General features: G+C 72.6%; 21 protein-coding genes. 10 read left to right on the top strand and 11 right to left on the bottom strand.

What is annotated here, in order from left to right; genetic code table 11:
• Nucleotides 1-101 precede the first annotated feature (101 nt).
• From K377_RS04025 to K377_RS04070, 10 genes are all read left to right on the top strand, one after another.
• Complete coding sequence (locus K377_RS04025; protein WP_111661730.1) at nucleotides 102-1,139, top strand: LacI family DNA-binding transcriptional regulator; 1,038 nt, start codon at nucleotides 102-104, stop codon at nucleotides 1,137-1,139.
• A 19-nt stretch (nucleotides 1,140-1,158) separates the two neighbouring features.
• Nucleotides 1,159-2,118: a carbohydrate ABC transporter permease gene (locus tag K377_RS04030; RefSeq protein ID WP_111661731.1), complete on the top strand. Its 960-nt coding sequence runs from the start codon at nucleotides 1,159-1,161 to the stop codon at nucleotides 2,116-2,118.
• Entirely contained in the window at nucleotides 2,115-2,963 is an 849-nt protein-coding gene (locus K377_RS04035; RefSeq protein WP_111661732.1) for a carbohydrate ABC transporter permease, read from the top strand. Before K377_RS04030 ends, K377_RS04035 begins: the two co-directional genes overlap by 4 nt.
• On the top strand, nucleotides 2,963-4,258 hold the full coding sequence (locus K377_RS04040; RefSeq protein WP_111661733.1) for an ABC transporter substrate-binding protein: 1,296 nt from the start codon (nucleotides 2,963-2,965) through the stop codon (nucleotides 4,256-4,258). Before K377_RS04035 ends, K377_RS04040 begins: the two co-directional genes overlap by 1 nt.
• A 67-nt stretch (nucleotides 4,259-4,325) precedes the next feature.
• A complete protein-coding gene (locus K377_RS04045) occupies nucleotides 4,326-5,408 on the top strand; it encodes an ADP-ribosylglycohydrolase family protein (protein WP_237551511.1) in 1,083 nt (360 codons plus the stop codon).
• 154 nt (nucleotides 5,409-5,562) lie between these two features.
• A complete protein-coding gene (locus K377_RS04050; protein ID WP_111661734.1) occupies nucleotides 5,563-6,735 on the top strand; it encodes an ADP-ribosylglycohydrolase family protein in 1,173 nt (390 codons plus the stop codon).
• On the top strand, nucleotides 6,732-7,892 hold the full coding sequence (locus tag K377_RS04055; protein ID WP_111661735.1) for an ADP-ribosylglycohydrolase family protein: 1,161 nt from the start codon (nucleotides 6,732-6,734) through the stop codon (nucleotides 7,890-7,892). The genes K377_RS04050 and K377_RS04055 overlap by 4 nt, the downstream gene beginning before the upstream one ends.
• Nucleotides 7,892-9,256, top strand: a complete 1,365-nt coding sequence (locus K377_RS04060) for an ADP-ribosylglycohydrolase family protein (protein ID WP_111661736.1) — start codon at nucleotides 7,892-7,894, stop codon at nucleotides 9,254-9,256. The genes K377_RS04055 and K377_RS04060 overlap by 1 nt, the downstream gene beginning before the upstream one ends.
• Nucleotides 9,253-10,464, top strand: coding sequence for a CaiB/BaiF CoA-transferase family protein (locus K377_RS04065; protein WP_111661737.1), 1,212 nt, complete (start codon nucleotides 9,253-9,255; stop codon nucleotides 10,462-10,464). Before K377_RS04060 ends, K377_RS04065 begins: the two co-directional genes overlap by 4 nt.
• Complete coding sequence (locus K377_RS04070) at nucleotides 10,461-11,273, top strand: CoA ester lyase (RefSeq protein WP_111661738.1); 813 nt, start codon at nucleotides 10,461-10,463, stop codon at nucleotides 11,271-11,273. Before K377_RS04065 ends, K377_RS04070 begins: the two co-directional genes overlap by 4 nt.
• 216 nt (nucleotides 11,274-11,489) lie before the next feature.
• On the opposite strand, the gene lgt is transcribed toward K377_RS04070, so the two are convergent.
• The 11 genes from lgt to hisI form a co-directional block, all read right to left on the bottom strand.
• Nucleotides 11,490-12,422, bottom strand: coding sequence for a prolipoprotein diacylglyceryl transferase (gene lgt, locus K377_RS04075; protein ID WP_111661739.1), 933 nt, complete (start codon nucleotides 12,420-12,422; stop codon nucleotides 11,490-11,492).
• 68 nt (nucleotides 12,423-12,490) lie between these two features.
• On the bottom strand, nucleotides 12,491-13,264 hold the full coding sequence (locus tag K377_RS04080; protein ID WP_111661740.1) for a thioredoxin domain-containing protein: 774 nt from the start codon (nucleotides 13,262-13,264) through the stop codon (nucleotides 12,491-12,493).
• A 79-nt stretch (nucleotides 13,265-13,343) separates the two neighbouring features.
• Nucleotides 13,344-14,159 (bottom strand): tryptophan synthase subunit alpha, encoded by an 816-nt coding sequence (gene trpA / locus K377_RS04085; RefSeq protein WP_111661741.1) that lies wholly within the window; start codon nucleotides 14,157-14,159, stop codon nucleotides 13,344-13,346.
• Nucleotides 14,156-15,442: a tryptophan synthase subunit beta gene (gene trpB, locus K377_RS04090; protein WP_111661742.1), complete on the bottom strand. Its 1,287-nt coding sequence runs from the start codon at nucleotides 15,440-15,442 to the stop codon at nucleotides 14,156-14,158. Before trpB ends, trpA begins: the two co-directional genes overlap by 4 nt.
• Nucleotides 15,443-15,535: 93 nt before the next feature.
• The gene (gene trpM / locus K377_RS41540) at nucleotides 15,536-15,697 is read right to left on the bottom strand and encodes a tryptophan biosynthesis modulator TrpM (protein WP_181512472.1); all 162 of its coding nucleotides are present in this window, start codon (nucleotides 15,695-15,697) and stop codon (nucleotides 15,536-15,538) included.
• Nucleotides 15,698-15,707: 10 nt separating this feature from the next.
• Complete coding sequence (gene trpC, locus K377_RS04095; RefSeq protein WP_111661743.1) at nucleotides 15,708-16,514, bottom strand: indole-3-glycerol phosphate synthase TrpC; 807 nt, start codon at nucleotides 16,512-16,514, stop codon at nucleotides 15,708-15,710.
• A 123-nt stretch (nucleotides 16,515-16,637) separates the two neighbouring features.
• Nucleotides 16,638-17,093 (bottom strand): DUF2752 domain-containing protein, encoded by a 456-nt coding sequence (locus tag K377_RS04100; protein WP_111661744.1) that lies wholly within the window; start codon nucleotides 17,091-17,093, stop codon nucleotides 16,638-16,640.
• Nucleotides 17,094-17,192: 99 nt separating this feature from the next.
• On the bottom strand, nucleotides 17,193-17,426 hold the full coding sequence (locus K377_RS04105; RefSeq protein WP_111661745.1) for an HGxxPAAW family protein: 234 nt from the start codon (nucleotides 17,424-17,426) through the stop codon (nucleotides 17,193-17,195).
• 117 nt (nucleotides 17,427-17,543) lie between these two features.
• On the bottom strand, nucleotides 17,544-18,188 hold the full coding sequence (locus K377_RS04110; RefSeq protein ID WP_111661746.1) for a TIGR02234 family membrane protein: 645 nt from the start codon (nucleotides 18,186-18,188) through the stop codon (nucleotides 17,544-17,546).
• Between the two features lie 54 nt (nucleotides 18,189-18,242).
• A complete protein-coding gene (locus K377_RS04115) occupies nucleotides 18,243-19,730 on the bottom strand; it encodes an anthranilate synthase component I (protein WP_111661747.1) in 1,488 nt (495 codons plus the stop codon).
• A gap of 11 nt (nucleotides 19,731-19,741) precedes the next feature.
• The gene (gene hisI, locus K377_RS04120; RefSeq protein ID WP_375605902.1) at nucleotides 19,742-20,116 is read right to left on the bottom strand and encodes a phosphoribosyl-AMP cyclohydrolase; all 375 of its coding nucleotides are present in this window, start codon (nucleotides 20,114-20,116) and stop codon (nucleotides 19,742-19,744) included.
• Nucleotide 20,117: the final 1 nt, after the last annotated feature.

A 20,117-nucleotide genomic window follows, 5' to 3' on the forward strand; every position in this document is an offset into this window, starting at 1 on the left:
CTGTAAACGTTTCCAGATGCGGGAAACGTTTACAGGAACCGGGAACTCCCGGGCACACCTGGCAGAAGCGACGTGCGGCGCAGGCATATGGGGGTAGCGCGATGAGTACCAGCACGGGTCAGCCGACGATCGTGTCGATCGCGGAGCGCGCCGGCGTCTCCATCGCCTCCGTCTCCCGCGTCCTGAACGGCGTCGGGGCCCGCCGCGACACCGTCCTCAAGGTCGAGCGCGCCGCCGCCGAACTGGGCTATGTGCCGAACGCGGTGGCCCGCTCCCTCAAGGGCGGCCGCACCCGCCAGCTCACCTTCGCCATGCCCGACATCGGCAACCCGGTGTACGTGGCGATGGTCCGCGCCATCCAGACCGTCGCCAAGGCCGCCGGGTACCGGCTGCTCCTGCACTCCACGGACGCCGTCGTCGACGACGAGCTCGCGGTGCTGCGCAGCCTCGGCGACCGCACCAGCGACGGCCTCATCATCTGTCCCATCCGCATCACGGACGCCCACATCGAGGCGCTGCGCACCGCCGCGGGCCCGGTCGTGGTCATAGGTTCGCTGCCCGACGGAGTGCCCGTGGACAGTGTGCGTGCCGACTCCGTCGCGGGCGCCGCGCTCGCCGTGCGCCATCTGCACGACACGGGCCGCCGCCGGATCGCCTTCGTCAACGGCCCCGCGGACACGGTCCCCGGCCGCAACCGCGACGAGGGCTACCGGGCGGCGCTGGCCGACTGCGGACTCGTATACGACCCGGAGCTCGTCGTGCACACGGACTTCGGCATCGAGTCGGGCGCCGAGGCCGCCGACCGGCTGCTCGCGGAGGGCCGCCCCGACGCGGTCTTCTGCGCCAACGACCAGCTCGCGCTCGGCGCGGCCCGCGCCCTGCACGCCCGCGGGCTGCGGATACCCGAGGACGTCGCCGTCGCCGGGATGGACGACAGCATGCTCGCGCAGGCGGGCTGGCCGCCGCTGACCAGCGTCGACCTGGGTTCCACCGAACGCGGCCGGCGCGCCGCCGAACTTCTCCTCCACCGTCTCGACACCGCCGAGCCGGTGGCCGATTCCGCCACTCCACGCTCCACCACCGCCCCGCCCCGCCTCGTCGTCCGTGCCTCCACGGGCCGGGCGGCGCCCGACAGTTGAGAGTCACGAGGTTCGCACCATGAGTCTCACCGCCTCCCGGGACAGCGCCGTCCCGGGCAGCCGCGGCACACCGCCGCCCCGCACTCCGGACCAGCGCAAACGCGCGCTGGGTCTGGACCGGGGCGCCTGGTTCCTGCTGCTCCCCGCGCTGATCCCGATCCTGATACTCAGCGTGGGCCCCCTTCTGTACGGCATCTCGCTCGCGTTCACGGACTCGCAGGCGGGCCGCACCGCGCCCACCCAGTTCGTCGGCGTGGACAACTTCCTGGACCTGCGCCACGACGGGCTGTTCTGGGAGTCGTTCCGCATCGGCCTGACCTGGGCGGTCTGCGTCACGGCGCTGCAGTTCGTGCTGGCCCTCGGGCTGGCGCTGCTGCTCAACCAGAACCTGCGGTTCCGCTGGCTGGCCCGCACCCTCGCGCTCGTCCCCTGGGCGATGCCCGAGGTCGTCGTCGGCATCATGTGGCGGCTCGTCTACCACTCGGACGCGGGCGTGCTCAACAAGACGCTGACCCAGTTCGGGCTCATCCACGAGAACGTCGACTGGCTCTCCGACCTGTCCTACGCCCTGCCCGCGGTCATCGTCGTGGGCGTCTGGGCGGGCATGCCGCAGACGACGGTCGTGCTCCTGGCCGGGTTGCAGAACGTGCCGCACGAACTGCGCGAGGCCGCCCAGCTCGACGGCGCGGGTCTGTGGCGCCGCTTCACCACGGTCACCTGGCCGGCCCTGAAGCCCGTCGTCCTGGCCGTCACCGCGCTCAACTTCATCTGGAACTTCAACTCCTTCGGCCTGGTCTACGTGCTGACGCAAGGAGGACCGGGCGGCAAGACCCGGCTGCCGATGCTCTTCGCGTACGAAGAGGCCTTCAAGTACGGGCAGTTCGGCTACGCCGCCGCGATGGGCCTGGTCATGGTCGCGGTGATCGCGGTGCTGCTCACCGTGTTCCTGCGCAAGAAGCTGAAGGAGGACGCGGCATGAGCACCTCCCGCACGCTCCGCCGGACCACGGGCCGCACGGGCCAGTACCTGGCTCTGCTCTGCTACATGGTCTTCCTGGCCTTCCCCTTCCTCTGGCTGCTCTCCACGTCCTTCAAGTCCGCGCAGGAACTGGGCTCGATCGATCCCACGTGGATCCCGAAGCATCCGAGCCTCGACAACTACCGGGCCGCCTTCGACGCGCAGCCGCTGCTGCGCTCGGCGCTCAACAGCCTGGTCGTCGCGGTCAGCGCCTCGCTGATCTCGGTCGCGATCGCGGTCCCGGCGGCGTACGTGATGGTGCGCTACAAGACGCGGGTGAGCCAGGCGGGCACGGCCTGGATCCTGGTCAGCCAGATGTTCCCGTTCGTCCTGGTGATCATCCCGCTGTTCCTGGTCCTGAAGAACCTGCACATGATCGACAGCCTCTTCGGCCTGATCATCGTGTACGTCGTCTGGAACCTGCCCTTCTCCCTGTGGATGCTCCAGGGCTACGTCAAGTCGGTGCCGGCCTCCCTGGAGGAGGCGGCGGCGATGGACGGCGCCAGCCGGCTGCGCACGCTCGTCAGCGTGGTCCTGCCGCTCCTCGCGCCCGGCCTGGTGGCGACGCTGATGTTCTCCTTCGTCACCGCCTGGAACGAGTTCTTCTTCGCCCTCGTGCTCCTCAAGTCCCCGGAGAACCAGACGATGTCGGTCATCCTCACCCGCTTCCTCGGTGCCGAGGGCGTCGCGGACCTCGGCCCGCTGGCCGCCGCCTCGGTCCTGGCCACCATCCCCAGCCTCGTCTTCTTCGCGCTGCTCCAGCGGCGGCTCGTGGGCGGCATGCTCAGCGGGGCGGTGAAGGGCTGATGCGCAGGCGCACCCTCCTCACCGCGGCCGCCGCGGGTCTGGCCACCACCGCCGTCGCGGGCTGCGGCGGCTCGGACTCCGAATCCGCCGACGGCACGGTCACCCTCGAATTCCTCAGCCTGGCCTGGCAGAAGGAGTCGGTCGACGCCAACAAGGCGCTGGTCGCGCAGTGGAACAAGGCCCACCCGAAGACCCGGGTCAAGTACGTCCAGGGCAGCTGGGACAACATCCACGACCAGCTCCTCACCTCCTTCGAGGGCGGCGAGGCGCCGGACATCTTCCACGACGACGCCTCCGACCTCACCGACTTCGGCTACGGCGGCTACCTCGCCGACCTGACCCCGTACCTCCCGGAGTCCCTGAAGCGGGACATCCCGAAGGCCGCCTGGGCGACGACGACGTACGACGACAAGATCTACGGCGTCCCGTTCCTCCAGGAACCGCGCGTGCTCATCGCCAACGCCAAGCTCCTGAAGGAGTCCGGCGTCCGGGTCCCGACCGCCGACCGCCCGTGGACCTGGGACGAGTTCGAGGCCGTCACCAAGCGTCTCACCCACGGCCGCGACCGCTACGGCGTCGCCTGGTCCATGAAGGAGCCGGTCAGCCAGTCGGTGAACCTGTCCCTGTCCACCGACGGCCGGATCTTCTACAAGGACAAGGACGGCAAGAACGAGATCCGCTACGACGGCCCCGACTCGGCGATCGCCCAGCTGATCAACCGCCAGGTCAACCAGGACCGCACGGCCCCCAGCTCGGGCCTCGGCATGTCGGGCTCGGACACCCTGCCCGGCTTCTTCGCGGGCCGCTACGCGATGCTGCCGCTCAACTTCTCCTACCGCCAGCAGGTGAAGCAGCAGGCCCCGAAGGGCTTCGACTGGACGGTGCTGCCGATGCCGGCGGGCGACGGCGGCCTGGCCCAGGGCACGGCGCCGCAGACCCTCTCGGTCTCCGCCGACAGCAGGCACAAGAAAGCGGCCGCGGCCTTCGTCGCGTACCTCACGCAGGCCCGGCACCAGGTCCAACTGGCGCGCGGTGACTGGCTGTTGCCCACCAGCACCGAGGCCCTCAAGGATCCCGCGCTCACCACGACGGCGTACGGCTGGAGGACCGGCGCCGACATAGCGGCGTCCCTGCGCCCCTCCCCCGTCCTCGGGGTGCGCGGCTACGCCGAGTGGAAGGACAAGATCGCCACTCCCGCCTACCAGGAGTACTACAACGGCGCGATCGGCATCGCCGGTCTCCGCAGGCGCCTGGCCGGGGACGGCAACCGCATCCTCGACCGCTACCAGCGCTAGGCACGGCCCGCACCACACGTAAGACCCGCACGACCCGCACGACCCCAGAAATGAGCACGAACACACCATGAGCGTCAGCGTCGACCCGGACCCGTCGGCCCGCAGGCTGCGCACGGTCCCGCAGCCCCCTCCCCCGGCCCCGATCTCGCTGCGCGACCGCGCCCGCGGCGCGCTGCTCGGACTCGCCGTCGGGGACGCGCTCGGCGCCCCCGCGGAGAACATGAAGCCGTCCCAGATCCGCGAACGCTGGGGCCGCATCGAGGGGTTCGTGTCGGAGAACCCGGCCGGCACGGACGACACCGAGTACGCGATCTTCTCCGGCCTGCTGCTCGCCGAGCACGGCGCCCGGCTGACCGTCGAGCACGTCGAGCGGGCCTGGCACACCTGGATCGCGGACCGGGACGAGGGACCGTTCCGGGGCGCGGGCTTCAGTGAGCGCGGCACCCTGGAGAACCTGCGCCGCGGACTCGCCGCGCCCATCTCCGCCCAGCACCGGCACGCGTGGAGCGACGGCCTCGCCATGCGCGCCGCGCCCTTCGGGGTGTACGCGGCCGGGCGCCCCGCCGAAGCGGCCCGGCTCGTGGCGATCGACGGCACGGTGTCGCACGACGGCGAGGGCATCCACGGGGGCCGGGCGGTCGCGGCCGGGGTGGCCGCCGCCATGGTCAGCCACAGCCCCGACGCCGTGGTGCAGGCCGCGCTCTCCGTGGTTCCGGACGACTCCTGGACCGCCCGTTCCCTGCACCGCGCGGTCCAGGCGGCCCGCCGGGCCCGGCGCGACCCCGACGGCACGCAGCTGTCCATGGAACGGGCCGTGCGCAAGGCGGTCGTCATCGGCGGCTACCCGTGGACGGACCTCGCGCCCGAGGCCGTCGGGCTCGCCTTCGGGGCGTTCGCGGTGGCCCGCGGTGATTTCCGCGAATCGGTGCTGACCGCGGTGAACATGGGCCGCGACGCCGACACCACGGCGGCGGTGGCCGGGGCGCTGGCCGGCGCCCTGCGCGGCGAGGCCTCGATCCCGGCCGCCTGGTCCTCGGCGATCGGCCCCGTCCGCGGCAGCTGCCTCCCGTCGATGGCGGGCCGCCACATCCTGGACGTGGCCGACGAACTGTCTCCGCCGCCACCCGACCGCGCCGGGGCGGTGGCCTGATGCCCCGCCGTCCGCCACGGTGCCGCCCGGTGGGGGCTGGTCGCGCACCCGACCGACAACCCCACAGGGGCGCGGGGAACTGCGCGAGAAGCGGCCACCGGCCCGCACCCGGAGAACCACCCGCCTCACCCCGCACCACCGGAAAGGCCCACCCATGACAACCCCCGACCGCATCGAGGGCCTCCTCCTCGGCATCGCAGCCGGCGACGCGGCAGGCTGGCCGTCGGGACGACACCGCGCGGCCCGCCTCCCCGACTGGACCCGCCGTCTCACCCGCGAACTGGACACCTTCGCGGAGCAGAACGCCACCACGACGCTCCCGGTCCCGATCGCCCTGAACCAGCCCCCCGAACCCCTCCGCCTCGGCCCCTCCGACGACGCCGAATGGGCGGCGTTCACGGCCCAGGCCGTCCTCGCGGCCCACGCCGACGGCCTGGGCGACCTGCCCCCCGACCACCGCGTCCGCTCCGCGCTCTCCCTGGCCTGGAACACCCTCGCGGACGAGATCGCGGCGGCCGCGGCCCGCGCCGACGAGATCGAGTCGGCGAAGATCCCGCTGCGTGCCCGCATCTCGGTGCGGGCGGGCCTCGGCAACCTCGCGGCGGGCCTGCGCCCGCCCGCGACCGGCCACGACAACCCGCACTACTTCGACGACGCGGCCTGCGTCCGCGCGGCGGTCCTCGCCGTCGTCCACCCGGGCTCACCCGAACTGGCCGCGGATCTGGCCGAGTTCGACGCCCGCTACACCCAGGACGGCGACGGCGTGCACGGCGCCCGGGCGATGGCGGCGGCCGTCTCCGCGGCGCTCGGCGGCGCCCTTGTCGACGCCTGCGTGGACGCGGCCCTCGCCCAGCTCCCCGACGGCACCGAGATCCACCGCAACGCACACCGGGCGGTCGAGCTCGGCCGCGCCGCGGCGGCCGCCCGCCCGGGCCTGCCCGGCAACGCGTTCGCGCTGGTCCCGGTCCTGGAGCACGAGATCGTCGACCACGTCTACAGCTACGGCATCGCGGCCGCGGAGACCGTCCCGGTCGCCCTCGCCGTGGCGACGGCCGCCGCGGGCGCGGTGTCCGAGGCGGTGCCCACCGCGGCCTGCCTCTCCCGCGTCGCGGACAGCGCCCCCGCCCTGGCCGGCGCGCTGACCGGCGCGGTCGGCGGCGCCGCCGCACTCCCGGACACCTGGCGCGACGCCTGCCGGACCCTCGCCGGCTGCGCCCTGCCGAACCTGGCCGGCACCGACCTCACCGACCTGGCCGCCCGCCTGGCCGACACCGTGCCTCCCGCGCATCACTCCACCTCCCTCACCGCAGAAGGAACCCCGGCATGAGCAACGTCCCCTCCCTCCCCTCCCTGGAAGACCGCACCACCGGCGCCCTGGTCGGCGCGGCCGTGGGCGACGCGCTCGGCGGCCCCGTCGAGGGCTGGACCCCCGAGGCGATCGCGGAGCGGCACAACGGCCGGGTGCGCGGCATCGTCGAGCCGTTCTACAAGGACGACTGGAAGACGGCCCGGCCCATCGCCCCGTACCACAAGGGCGACGGGCACGTCACCGACGACACCCTCATGACGCACGCGCTGATCCGCGTGTACGAGAAGGTCCGCGACCACCTCGACGCGTACGCCGTCGCCGACCACCTGGTCCCCGACCTGATCGGCACGCCCCGCTGGATCCCCGAACTGGAGGCGGAGGCACTGCCGTTGCAGCGCATCTTCCTCGCCGAGAAGTGGATCGTGGCCCGGATCCACTACGGGCACGTGGACCCCCGCGAGGCGGGCGTCGGCAACATCGTGAACTGCGGCGCGGCGATGTACATGGCGCCCGTCGGCGCGGTCAACGCGGGCAACCCGCTGGCCGCGTACAACGAGGCGCTGGACGTGGCGGGCGCCCACCAGAGCAGCTACGGCCGGGAGGCGGCCGGGGTCTTCGCGGCGGCGGTGGCCGCCGCGTACCGGCCGGGCGCGACGCCCGAGTCGGTCGTCGAGGAGACCCTGAAGCTCGCCAAGGACGGCACCCGGTCCGCGATCGAGGCGGTCTGCGAAGTGGCCGCCCGTTACGACGACTTCGAGGACGCCCTGGCCCCGCTGCGGGAGGCCGTCGCGCCCTTCGACACGGTCGGCCCGGAGTACCGCAAGCCGTCGCTCGGCGCCCGCCGCCCCTCCCGGCTGCACGCCATCGAGGAGCTTCCGGTGGCGCTCGGCATGCTGCTCGTCGGCCGCGGCGACTTCCGGCAGACCGTCCTCGGCTCGGTCAACTACGGCCGGGACTGCGACTCGATCGCCACGATGAGCGGTGCGATCGTCGGCGCGCTGTACGGGGAGCAGGCCGTCCCCAAGGAGTGGAGCACGGAGATCGCGCGGGCCAGCAAGCTCGACCTGCACGCCCCGGCGGCGTCCCTCGCGCAGGTCACGCGCGAGGTGCACGGCCGCGACCTGGAGCGCCGCCGCGCCCACGAGACGGCGTTCGCCGCGATCGCGGGCCTGTGATGCTGCGACTGACCTGGGTGCAGCCCGAGGACCTGATCGGCCACGAACTGCGCCAGGCCGCCCAGGACGGCCGCGACGCCACCGCTGCCGAACGGCGCTGGGTCGCGGCGGGCGGCCACCTCGCACCGGACCGGGCAGGCGCGTCCGCGACCCCCGCCACACCCGAACTCCGCACCCTGGCGGAGGAGTTGCTGGACGAGCTGGCGGCCGCCCCGTCCCCGCTCGCGGCGACGGAACCGGCGGAGTACCGGGCCCCCGACGCCCCGGCCCCCACCCGCGGGAACCCGGACCCGGACACGGAACTGCGCCGCCTGCACGCCGCCTGGCTCGGCCGGGCGGCCGGCTGCCTGCTGGGCAAGCCGGTCGAGAAGCTGACCGTGACCGGCATCCGGGCGATCGCCCAATCCACCGGCAACTGGCCCCTGACGACCTGGTTCACCGAACGCGGCCTGGACCCGGAGATCGCGCGGGCACACCCCTGGAACCGCCGCTCGCGCCCCACCTCCCTCGCCGAGAACATCGACGGCATGCCGGAGGACGACGACCTCAACTACCCGCTGCTCGGACTGCTCCTGATGCAGCGTCACGGCCACGACTTCACCACCGAGGACGTGGCGAAGCTGTGGCTCGACGAACTCCCGGCGGGCCGCACCTTCACCGCCGAGCGCGTCGCCTACCGCAACCTCCTCGCCGGTCTGGAGCCGCCGCACACGGCGACGTACCGCAATCCGTTCCGCGAGTGGATCGGCGCCCAGATCCGGGCCGACATCTTCGGCTGGACGAACCCCGGCGACCCGGCCCGCGCCGCCGAACTCGCCCACCGCGACGCGTCGTTGACCCACACGGCCAACGGTGTCTACGGCGAGATGTTCGTGGCGGCCGCGATCGCCCACGCGGCGGGCCCGGCCCCGACGACGGTCCACGAGACCCTCACCGCGGCGCTCGCCCATATCCCGCCCCGCTCCCGCTACGCGCAGGCGATCCGGCTCGGCATCGACACGGCAGCCGCCGAACCCACCGGCACCCCCGAGGCGTTCGAGCGGGTGGTCGACGCCCTGCATGAGCGCTACGGCGACCACCACTGGGTCCATGTGCTGCCCAACGCGGCGCTGCTGGCCGCGGCCCTCACCCACGCCGACGGCGACTTCGCTGGCTCCATCTGCCGTGTGGTGTCCGGCGGCTGGGACACCGACTCCAACGGCGCCACGGCCGGGTCGATCGCGGGCCTGCTCGCGGGCGACCCGGACGCGCTGCCCGCGTCGTGGACGGCTCCGCTGAAGAACCGGCTCGCCACCACGGTCGCCGGTTTCGACGGCATCGGTTTCGACGAACTGGCCCGGCTCACTCTGGAGGTCCGCGCATGACGACCCCGCACCCCACCACCGCCGACGGCCCGCTGACCGGACTCAAGGTCCTCGACCTGGCCACCCTCTTCGCCGGACCGCTCTGCGCGACGATGCTCGGCGACTTCGGCGCCGAGGTCGTCAAGATCGAGCACCCGCGCAAGCCGGACCCGTCCCGCGGCCACGGCCCGTCCAAGGACGGCGTCGGCCTGTGGTGGAAGACGCTCGGCCGCAACAAGAAGAACCTCACCCTCGACCTCTCCTCCCCCGGCGGCCGCGAGGTCCTGCTCAAGCTGGTCGCCGAGTCGGACGTCGTCATCGAGAACTTCCGCCCCGGCACCCTGGAGAAGTGGCACCTCGGCTGGGACGAGCTGAGCGCCGCCAACCCGCGCCTGATCCTGGCCCGCGTCACCGGCTTCGGCCAGTTCGGCCCGTACGCCCGCCGCCCCGGATTCGGCACCCTGGCCGAGGCCATGTCCGGCTTCGCCGCGATCACCGGCCAGCCGGACGGCCCGCCGACCCTGCCGCCCTTCGGGCTCGCGGACTCCATCGCCGCGCTCGCCACGTCGTACGCGGTGATGGCGGCCCTGCGCGGCCGGGACGCCACGGGGCACGGTCAGATCGTCGACATGGCGATCATCGAGCCGATGCTGGCCATCCTCGGCCCGCAGGCCACCTGGTACGACCAGCTCGGCTACGTCCAGCCGCGCACCGGCAACCGGTCCACGAACAACGCCCCCCGCAACACGTACCGCACCAGCGACGGCAAGTGGGTCGCCGTCTCCACCTCCGCGCAGTCGATCGCGGAGCGCGTGATGCACCTGGTGGGCCGCCCCGAGTTCATCGACGAGGACTGGTTCGCGACCGGCGCGGGCCGCGCCGCGCACGCCGACGCCCTGGACGACGCGGTCGGCGGCTGGATCGCCGCGCACACCCGCGACGAGGTGGTGACCGCCTTCGAGAAGGCCGAGGCGGCGATCGCGCCGATCAACGACATCACCGACGTGCTGAACGACGAGCAGTACCGGGCTCTGGAGACGGTCACCGAACTCCCCGACCCGGACCTCGGCACGGTCAAGATGCAGAACGTCCTCTTCCGCCTCTCCGAGACCCCCGGCGCGATCCGCTGGACCGGCCGCCGGCACGGCGCGGACACCGACGAGATCCTGTCCGGCCTCGGCCTGTCGGAGGCGGATGTCGCGGCGCTGCGGGAGGCTGGTGCGGTATGAGCACGTTGTACGTCACCTGGCTGTACGTTCCCGGGGACCGCCCCGATGTGGTCGCCAAGGCGCTGGGCTCCGGCGCCGACGTGGTCCTGGTCGACCTGGAGGACGCGGTCGCCCCCGACCGCAAGCCGTACGCCCTCGACGCGACCGCCGAACTCCTCGCCGACCGGCACGACGTGCCCGTGCACGTCCGGGTCAACGCCCTCGACGGCCCGCTCGCCGAGCGGGAGGTCCGCCGCCTCGCCGGGCTCCCCGGCCTGGACGCCCTGCGCCTGCCGAAGGTGACCTGCCCGGCTGACCTGACCCGCGTCGCCGGCTGGGCAGTGGCGCCGCCACCCCTCTACGCCCTCCTGGAATCAGCCCTCGGCATCGAGCACGCGTACGACATCGCCGCGCATCCCTCGGTGCACGGCATCGCGCTCGGGGAGGCCGATCTCCGGGCCGACCTGGGGGTCGGGGACGCGACGGGGCTCTCCTGGGTACGCGGCCGGGCGGTGGTCGCCGCCCGGGCGGCCCAGCTGCCTCCGCCGCCGCAGTCCGTCTACCCGGACATCCGTGACACGGCGGGCCTGGCCCGCTCCTGCGCCGAGGGCCGCGCGCTCGGCTTCCTGGGCCGCACCGCGATCCATCCGCGGCAGCTTCCGGTGATCGAGGAGGCGTTCCGCCCGACGGAGGCCGAGGTGGCGGCGGCCCGCGACATCATCGACGCGGCGGCCCTCGACGCGGGGGCGCTGGCGCTGGCGGACGGCCGCTTCGTGGACGCCGCCGTCGTCGCGGGCGCGCACCGGGTCCTCGCCCTGGCATCCCGCTGACCGCATCTCACGCAGTTCCCCGCGCCCCTGGGTAGTTCTTCGGGTGCGGCCCGGTGGGGCTTCTCGCGCAGTTCCCACCGGGCCCCTGAGGCTGCGCTTCGCGCGCCTTCAGCCCCGGGGGCTTCTGATGAGATGGCGCACGAAGTGCGCATCTCAGGGGCGCGGGGAACTGCGCGACCAGCCCCCACCGGGCCGCAGACGGACAACGACCAGGGCTCAGCCCTTTTTGGCCTCGGCCTCAGAAGCGGGCTCGGACTCCTCGGAGTCGGAGTCGGGCTCCGAGTCCGGCTCCGACTCGGGCTCACCCTTGTCCAGGTCCACGACGGAGTCATCGGCGACAGGCTCGACGATCTCCTCGCGCCCCGGCCGCACCTTCGACGACACCACGATGTAGACCACGGCGAGCAGGAAGATCAGCATCGCGGTCCAGTCATTGAGCCGCAGCCCAAGAATGTGGTGAGCGTCGTCGACGCGCATCCACTCGATCCAGAACCGCCCCACGCAGTACGACGCGACATACAGCGCGAACGCCCGCCCGTGCCCGAGCTTGAACCTGCGGTCGGCCCAGATGACGAGCAGCGCGACGCCGATGCACCACAGCGACTCGTACAGGAAGGTCGGGTGGTACGTGCCCGGCACCCGCCCGTCGGTGTCGGAGGTGATCTTCAGCGCCCACGGAAGATCGGTCGGCTTGCCGTACAGCTCCTGGTTGAACCAGTTGCCCCAGCGGCCGGCGGCCTGGGCCAGCGCGATACCGGGCGCGAGGGCGTCGGCCCACGCGGGAAGCGGAATGCCACGGCGGCGACAGCCGATCCAGGCACCGACCGCGCCGAGCGCGATGGCGCCCCAGATACCGAGGCCGCCCTCCCAGATCTTGAAGGCGTCCACCCAGTCACGGCCCTCGCTGAAGTACAGCTCGTAGTCCGTGATCACGTGGTAGAGGCGCCCGCCGACCAGGCCGAACGGCACCGCCCAGACGGCGATGTCGGCAACCGTGCCGGCCCGCCCCCCGCGGGCGATCCAGCGCCTGTTCCCGAGCCAGACGGCCAGGAAGACGCCGATGATGATGCAGAACGCGTAGCCGCGGAGCGGGATCGGTCCGAGGTGGACGACCCCGCGCGACGGGCTGGGGATGAAGGCAAGTTCCATGGCAGGGTCGACGCTACCGTGCCGGGCCGGGACCGCGTCCGGCAGCCCGGCAACGGCTCCATAACGTCCTACTTGTCGGCGGCCTCCACCTGCTCCTTCAGCTTCTGGGGCGTCAGCGAGTTCAGGTCGAGCGTCTTGCCGTTGAGGATCATCGTCGGGGTGCCCGAGAGTTTGTCCTCCTGGAACTTCTTGTAGTTCTGCTGCACCCAGCTGTCGTGCGTCCCGTCGTTCACACAGGACGTGAAGGTGTCCGTGGTCAGGCCGTCGACCTTGCCCGCGAGCTCGATCAGCTTGCTGTTCTTGGAGAAGGCGTCGTCCGTCTCCTCCGGCTGGTTCTCGTACAGCACGTCGTGGTAGTCGCGGAACTTCCCGGCGTCCTGGGCGCAGGCCGCGGCGTTGCCCGCGCGCAGCGAGCCGCTGCCGCCCATGTTCCCGTCGATGAGGGTGACGAGGTGGTACTCGATCTTCAGCTTCCCGGCGTCGGTCAGCTCGTGGAGGGTCGTGCGGTACGAGTCCTCGACGGACTTGCACGCGGGGCAGCGGAAGTCCTCCCAGACGGTGAGGGTCGACTTGGCGGTGTCCTCGCCGACGGGGATCGCCAGCTTGTCGGTGCCGGTGGCGCCCTGCGGCGCGCTCACCGGGCCGGACGCGGTGTCGCTGTCGCCGTCGCCACCCGAATTGGCGGCGACCACGCCGATCACTGCGGCCAGGCCGAGCACACAGACGACGGTCGCGCCCACGATCAACGTCCGGCGCCGCTTCTCCGCGGACTTCTGCTTCTCGCGCTCCGCGGCCAGTCGCTCGCGGGCGGCGCGCTTTCCCTCACGGTTCTTCTCACTCACACCCGCGCCAACGAGACGGGGAGGCACCAACGTGCCTCCCCGCGACGTTTTCCACCCGTAAGGGGTACGTGACTCCGTGTTACTTCGCGCCCCGTACGCCGTCGGCGAGTTCGGCGGCGAGGGCGCGGACGCCCTCCAGACCGGCCTTCTCGTCGGGGGCGTCCAGCATCCGCTTCACGAACGCGGAGCCGACGATGACCCCGTCGGCGAAGGAGGCGACCTCGCGGGCCTGCACCGCGTTGGAGACGCCGAGGCCGACGCAGACCGGCAGGTCGGTGGTGGCCTTGGTGCGGCGCACCAGCTCCTGGGCCTGGTTGCCGACCGACTCGCGGGTGCCGGTGACGCCCATCAGCGACGCCGCGTAGACGAAGCCGGAACCGGCGGCCGTGATGGTGGCGAGCCGCGCGTCCTGGCTGCTGGGCGCCACGACGAAGACGGTTCCGAGGCCGTTCTTCTCGGCGTGCTGCCGCCATTCGGCGGACTCCTGGACCGGCAGGTCGGGCAGGATGCAGCCCGCGCCGCCGGCCTCGGCGAGTTCGGTGGTGAACCGCTCGACGCCGTAGATGTAGATCGGGTTCCAGTACGTCATGACGAGCACCGGCTTGCCGGTCGCCTCGAACGCCTCGCGCACGGTGCGCATGACGTCCTTGATCTTGAGGCCGCCGCGCAGCGCGATGTCGTCGGCGGTCTGGATGACCGGGCCGTCGAGCACCGGGTCGGAGTGCGGCAGGCCCACCTCGACCACGTCGGCGCCGCCGTCGAAGGCGGCCTTGACCGCCTCGATGCCGCCGTCGACCGTCGGGAATCCGGCGGGGAGGTAGGCGATGAGGGCGGCGCGGCCCTCGGCCTTCGCGCCGGCCAGGGTGTCACTCAACAGCTGGATGTTGCCGCTCACTTGGCGTCCCCCTCGATCTCGGCCTGCTCGCCCGTGGCATCGGCGGCGACGGCGGCGTCCGTGTCGTACAGGCCGAAGTAGCGCGCGGCCGTGTCCATGTCCTTGTCGCCGCGGCCGGACAGGTTGACGATGATCAGCCCGTCCTTGCCCAGCTCCTTGCCGACCTCGATCGCGCCCGCGAGGGCGTGCGCGGACTCGATGGCCGGGATGATGCCCTCCGTGCGCGACAGCAGGCGCAGCGCCTGCATGGCGGCGTCGTCGGTGACGGCGCGGTATTCGCCGCGGCCGCTGTCCTTGAGGAAGGCGTGCTCGGGGCCGATGCCCGGGTAGTCCAGGCCCGCCGAGATCGAGTAGGGCTCGGTGATCTGGCCCTCCTCGTCCTGGAGCACGTAGCTGCGCGAGCCGTGCAGGATGCCGGGCTCGCCGGCCGTGAGGGTCGCGGCGTGCTCGCCGGTCTCCACGCCGTGGCCGGCCGGTTCGCAGCCGACGAGGCGGACGTCGCTGTCGGGGATGAACGCGTGGAACAGGCCGATGGCGTTCGAGCCGCCGCCGACGCAGGCGATCGCGGCGTCGGGCAGGCGTCCGGCGCGCTCCAGGATCTGGCGGCGGGCCTCGATGCCGATGACGCGGTGGAAGTCGCGGACCATCGCGGGGAACGGGTGCGGTCCGGCGACCGTGCCGAAGAGGTAGTGCGTGCGGTCGACGTTGGCGACCCAGTCGCGGAACGCCTCGTTGATGGCGTCCTTGAGGGTGCGGCTGCCGGACTTCACGGCGATGACCTCGGCGCCCAGCATGCGCATACGGGCCACGTTCAGGGCCTGGCGCTGGGTGTCGATCTCGCCCATATAGATGGTGCATTCGAGGCCGAACAGCGCGCAGGCGGTGGCCGTGGCGACGCCGTGCTGGCCCGCGCCGGTCTCGGCGATGACGCGGGTCTTGCCCATGCGCTTGGTGAGCAGGGCCTGGCCGAGCACGTTGTTGATCTTGTGCGAGCCGGTGTGGTTCAGGTCCTCGCGCTTGAGGAAGATGCGGGCGCCGCCCGCGTGTTCGGCGAACCGGGGCACCTCGGTGAGGCTGCTGGGGCGGCCGGTGTAGTTGACCAGGAGGTCGTCGAGCTCGCGGGCGAACTCGGGGTCGGTCTTGGCCTTGTCGTACTCGACGGCGACCTCGTCCACGGCGGCGACGAGCGCCTCCGGGATGAACTTGCCGCCGAACGCGCCGAAATAGCCCTCGGCGCTGGGGACCAGACCCTCGGGGTCCGGGATGAAGTACTCGCTGGGCATGCGTCAACCTCACGGTGGGTTTCGGTGATGACTAAAACGCCGTGGGGGCAGGGGTGTCACGTCGGCCGCCGCTCGAATGCGGCCGGCCGCGCGCTACAGTCCGCGCCCCTGACGGGGCGCGTGCCATCGCATGCCGTTGATCTGGCCCGGCTCCGCGCCGATGTGGTAGCGCACGCGCCGCCCGCGCACACGGCGTGCCGGGGCCCGGCAGCCGCGGGGGCGGCAGCCTGGGGCGAGGCGGGCGGCGATGGACATGGCGGTGAGACTACCGTCCGTGCCGCAGGGCCGGGTGGGCGCCCGCGGCGACCAGGTCGGCGACGGCGGCCTTCGGGTCGCGGCCGGTGACCAGGGACTCGCCGACGAGGACGGCGTCCGCGCCCGCGTTGGCGTACGCGATCAGGTCGTGGGGGCCGCGCACACCGGACTCGGCGACCTTGACGATGTGGTCCGGGATGTCCGGGGCGACGCGCTCGAAGGTGCCGCGGTCGACCGTGAGGTCCTTCAGATTGCGGGTGTTGATGCCGATGACCTTGGCCCCGGCGTCCACCGCGCGCTCGACCTCGTCCTCGTCGTGCGCCTCGACGAGCGCGGTGAGGCCGATGGACTCGGCGCGCTCGATGAGGGACTCCAGGGCGGGCTGCTCCAGGGCGGCCACGATCAGCAGGGCGAGGTCGGCGCCGTACGCGCGGGCCTCCCACAGCTGGTACGAGGTGACGATGAAGTCCTTGCGCAGGACCGGGATGTCGACCTTGGCGCGGACCGCCTCCAGGTCGGCGAGCGAACCGCCGAAGCGGCGCTGCTCGGTCAGGACGGAGATGACGGCGGCGCCGCCCGCCTCGTAGTCGCCCGCGAGTCCCGCCGGGTCGGCGATCGCGGCGAGCGCACCCTTGGACGGGCTGGACCGCTTGACCTCACAGATGACCTTGACGCCGTCGCCGCGCAGGGCCGCGACGCCGTCCTTGGCCGCGGGAGCCTTCGCCACGCGCTCCTTGAGCTCGTCGAGGCTGACGCGCGCCTGCCGTTCCGCGAGGTCGGCACGGACTCCGTCGATGATCTCGTCGAGCACACTCACGCGAGCGGACTCCCTTCTGACAGTTCACTGGGCAATCTGCTGGTCACTGAATGATATCCGCAGCCGGGCCGAGGCTCCGCATCCGGTTGACGATGGTCCCACTACCTGGACAGTTACGGATGATCAAGGGTGCAGGAAGCCACCCAGGGGCAGGTTCCGGACAACCGTGAAGACGAGCACGACGGCGCCGAGCGCCCACAGGTGCGTACGTCCGGGCCTGAGGCCGAACGGCGCGCCCCGCAGGCCCCGGGCGGCCCGTACGGCCCACACGGTCCAGCCCACGGCGAAGAGGACGTAGCCGGCGACGGCGAGGGCGTTGGCGCCGAGCGCCGCCGTGAGGTCGCCGTGCACGATCGCGTGGGCGCTGCGCAGGCCGCCGCAGCCGGGGCAGTAGATCCCGAAGACCTGGAGCAGCGGGCAGGCCGGGTAGTGGCCGGGCTGGTTGGGGTCGACGGTGCCGACGTAGGCGAAGGCCGCCGCGACGCCGCCGAGGAGGCCCAGCGGTACCGCGGTGCGGCGCAGGAGGCCGGGTCGGTCGTGGGCGGTCGCGGGCGCGGTGTCGGTCGTCTCGACGGTCACCCGTGAATTCTGCCCCGGAGGGGTGCCCTCCGCCTGTCGGCGACACGAAGGGGCGGCCGGCGACCGTGTCGCCGGCCGCCCCTTCGGGGTGTGCGTGGCTCAGGCCTCCGAGGCCTGGGTGTTCAGCTTCAGCTCGGCGCGGCGCGGCTTGCCGAGGCCCGCGACGTGCATCGCGCCGCCGACGACCGCGGCGAGGGCGAGCAGGGCCATGCCGGCCCAGAAGCCGACGATGCTGCCCATCACCATGAAGGCGCCCGCGACGATGAAGCCGATGAAGGCGATGATGACACCGGTCCAGGCGGCCGGGGTGTGTCCGTGGCTGCTGTCCGCCATGGCTTGCTCCTCGTTGCGTAATTCTCTTAGCTGACCAGCGCGTTGCTCAGGCTGCTTGCGCTCATTGTCCCGTACCGTTGCGCGGCCCCGGCACGGGGGGGGTTGGTGGACGGGCCCTCAGGCGCCCGTCGGGTCCTCGCCGCGGTCCAGGGCCTTCCACAGGTCCTCGGGGCGGTCCGGGTCGACGGCCTTCGGCTTCCGGGCCCGGGGGGCGCCGGAGCGCTCGTAGCGGCCGCCCATCGAGGGCCAGGCCGCGCCGTAGATCACGGCGAGGACTCCGGCGATCAGGATGAGGGCGCCGCCGCCCGCCGCGACGTAGGGCCAGGCGGTGTGGGTGAGCGCGTCGATGGTGGTCGCCGCGTTGCCGGATGCCTGGGCCGCCTTGTCGTCGAGGGCGGAGCTGTCGTCCGCGCCGAGCACGGCGGCGGCGACGGCGCCCGCGCCGGACAGGGCGAGCAGCGCGGCGACCAGGAAGCGGCCCGCGCGGCGTACGGCGAACACGGCGACGAGCGCGGCGAGGCCCACGATGGCCAGGGCGGCGGGGACGCCGGTCACGTCGCTGCCCTTGGCGGAGAGCTTCAGGTCGCCGCCGGCGACGGCCGCGACGCCCGAGCACCACTCCTGGCGGGAGGCGAGCAGCGCGACCGCGGCGCCGAGGGCCCCGAAGAGCAGCGCGACGGCGAGGCTGCGCCGGCCACGCCTTGCGGCGGGGCCGGTCTCGGCTTCGGTACGGGGGTGCGGTACGGCAGTCACGTACTCCACTATCGCCCCTGTGTACAGGTGGAGGGGCCTTTCGGGCGGGAGGCGTGCGTCACGTCACACTGTGTGCGCGCCGAGCCTGTTCGCCGTGTGCACCGCGCGGAGCACGGCCGCGGCCTTGTTGCGGCACTCGGTGTCCTCGGCGACGGGGTCGGAGTCGGCGACGACGCCGGCGCCCGCCTGGACGTAGGCGGTGCCGTCGCGCAGCAGGGCGGTGCGGATGGCGATGGCGGTGTCGGAGTCCCCGGCGAAGTCGAGGTAGCCGACGCAGCCGCCGTAGAGGCCGCGGCGCGAGGGCTCCAGCTCGTCGATGATCTGCATCGCGCGGGGCTTGGGCGCGCCGGAGAGGGTGCCCGCGGGGAAGCAGGCGGTGAGCACGTCGAAGGCGGTGCGGTCCTCGGCGACGGTGCCGGTCACGGTGGACACGATGTGCATGACGTGGGAGTACCGCTCGATGGACATGAAGTCGACGACCTCGACGGAGCCGGGTTCGCAGACGCGGCCCAGGTCGTTGCGGCCGAGGTCGACGAGCATCAGGTGCTCGGCGCGCTCCTTGGGGTCGGCGATGAGCTCGTCGGCGTAGCTCTGGTCGGCCTGCGGGGTGGCGCCGCGCGGGCGGGTGCCGGCGATGGGGTGGACCATGGCGCGGCCGTCCTCGACCTTGACCAGGGCCTCCGGGGAGGACCCGACGACGTCGAAGCCGTCGAAGCGGAAGAGGTACATGTACGGGGACGGGTTCGTGGCCCGCAGCACGCGGTAGACGTCCAACGCGCTTGCCGTGCACGGGGTTTCGAAGCGCTGGGAGGGGACGACCTGGAAGGCCTCGCCCGCGCGGATGCGCTCCTTGATGTCGTCGACGGCGTCCTGGTACTGCTCGCCGCCCCACAGTGCGGTGAACTCGGGGAGTTCGGAGGGCGGCAGTGCGGCGGGGGCGGAGTCGGCGGGCTTGCCGAGGTCGGCCTCCATGGCGTCGAGCCGGGCGACGGCGTCGGCGTAGGCCTCGTCGACTCCGGTGTCGAGGTCGTTGTGGTTGATCGCGTTGGCGATCAGCAGGACGGAGCCGTCCCAGTGGTCGAGCACGGCGAGGTCGCTGGTGAGCAGCATCGTCAGCTCGGGGAGCTCGAGATCGTCGCGCTCGCCGGGGCCGATCTTCTCCAGGCGGCGCACGATGTCGTAGCCGAGGTAGCCGACCATGCCGCCGGTGAACGGGGGCAGGCCGTCGTAGCGCGGGGTGTGCAGGGTCTCGACGGTGGCGCGCAGGGCGGCGAGCGGGTCGCCGTCGACGGGGACGCCGACGGGCGGGGTGCCCAGCCAGTGGGCCTGTCCGTCGCGCTCGGTGAGCGTGCCGGCGGAGCGGACGCCGACGAAGGAGTAGCGGGACCACGACCGGCCGTTCTCCGCGGACTCCAGGAGGAAGGTGCCGGGCCGTTCGGCGGCGAGCTTGCGGTACAGGCCGACGGGGGTGTCGCCGTCCGCGAGGAGCTTGCGGCTGACGGGGATCACTCGGCGGTCGGTCGCCAGCTTGCGGAAGGTCTCGAGATCCATGGCGGCCGACCTTACTGGGTGACGGGGAGGACGTCGGCGTCGAAGCAGGTCCGCGCGCCGGTGTGGCAGGCGGCGCCGACCTGGTCGACCTTGACGAGCACGGTGTCGGCGTCGCAGTCGAGCGCGACGGACTTCACGTGCTGGAAGTGTCCTGAGGTGTCGCCCTTGACCCAGTACTCCCGGCGGCTGCGCGACCAGTAGGTGCAGCGGCCCGTGGTGAGGGTGCGGTGCAGCGCCTCGTCGTCCATCCAGCCGAGCATCAGCACCTCGCCGGTGTCGTACTGCTGGGCGATGGCGGGCACCAGGCCGTCGGCGCTGCGCTTGAGGCGGGCGGCGATGGCCGGGTCGAGGTTGCTCGGCTGTTGCTGGGGGGTCATACCTGCCATT

The sequence above is a fragment of the Streptomyces sp. PsTaAH-137 genome (genome assembly GCF_003259365.1).
Lineage (GTDB): Bacteria > Actinomycetota > Actinomycetes > Streptomycetales > Streptomycetaceae > Streptomyces.

Bases quoted from the DNA above. Each gene is read 5' to 3' on its own strand.
- K377_RS04025 (WP_111661730.1), top strand. From the start codon at position 102: ATGAGTACCAGCACGGGTCAGCCGACGATCGTGTCGATCGCGGAGCGC.
- K377_RS04030 (WP_111661731.1), top strand. From the start codon at position 1,159: ATGAGTCTCACCGCCTCCCGGGACAGCGCCGTCCCGGGCAGCCGCGGC.
- K377_RS04035 (WP_111661732.1), top strand. From the start codon at position 2,115: ATGAGCACCTCCCGCACGCTCCGCCGGACCACGGGCCGCACGGGCCAG.
- K377_RS04040 (WP_111661733.1), top strand. From the start codon at position 2,963: ATGCGCAGGCGCACCCTCCTCACCGCGGCCGCCGCGGGTCTGGCCACC.
- K377_RS04045 (WP_237551511.1), top strand. From the start codon at position 4,326: ATGAGCGTCAGCGTCGACCCGGACCCGTCGGCCCGCAGGCTGCGCACG.
- K377_RS04050 (WP_111661734.1), top strand. From the start codon at position 5,563: ATGACAACCCCCGACCGCATCGAGGGCCTCCTCCTCGGCATCGCAGCC.
- K377_RS04055 (WP_111661735.1), top strand. From the start codon at position 6,732: ATGAGCAACGTCCCCTCCCTCCCCTCCCTGGAAGACCGCACCACCGGC.
- K377_RS04060 (WP_111661736.1), top strand. From the start codon at position 7,892: ATGCTGCGACTGACCTGGGTGCAGCCCGAGGACCTGATCGGCCACGAA.
- K377_RS04065 (WP_111661737.1), top strand. From the start codon at position 9,253: ATGACGACCCCGCACCCCACCACCGCCGACGGCCCGCTGACCGGACTC.
- K377_RS04070 (WP_111661738.1), top strand. From the start codon at position 10,461: ATGAGCACGTTGTACGTCACCTGGCTGTACGTTCCCGGGGACCGCCCC.
- lgt (WP_111661739.1), bottom strand. From the start codon at position 12,422: ATGGAACTTGCCTTCATCCCCAGCCCGTCGCGCGGGGTCGTCCACCTC.
- trpB (WP_111661742.1), bottom strand. From the start codon at position 15,442: ATGCCCAGCGAGTACTTCATCCCGGACCCCGAGGGTCTGGTCCCCAGC.
- trpM (WP_181512472.1), bottom strand. From the start codon at position 15,697: ATGTCCATCGCCGCCCGCCTCGCCCCAGGCTGCCGCCCCCGCGGCTGC.
- K377_RS04105 (WP_111661745.1), bottom strand. From the start codon at position 17,426: ATGGCGGACAGCAGCCACGGACACACCCCGGCCGCCTGGACCGGTGTC.
- K377_RS04115 (WP_111661747.1), bottom strand. From the start codon at position 19,730: ATGGATCTCGAGACCTTCCGCAAGCTGGCGACCGACCGCCGAGTGATC.
- hisI (WP_375605902.1), bottom strand. From the start codon at position 20,116: ATGGCAGGTATGACCCCCCAGCAACAGCCGAGCAACCTCGACCCGGCC.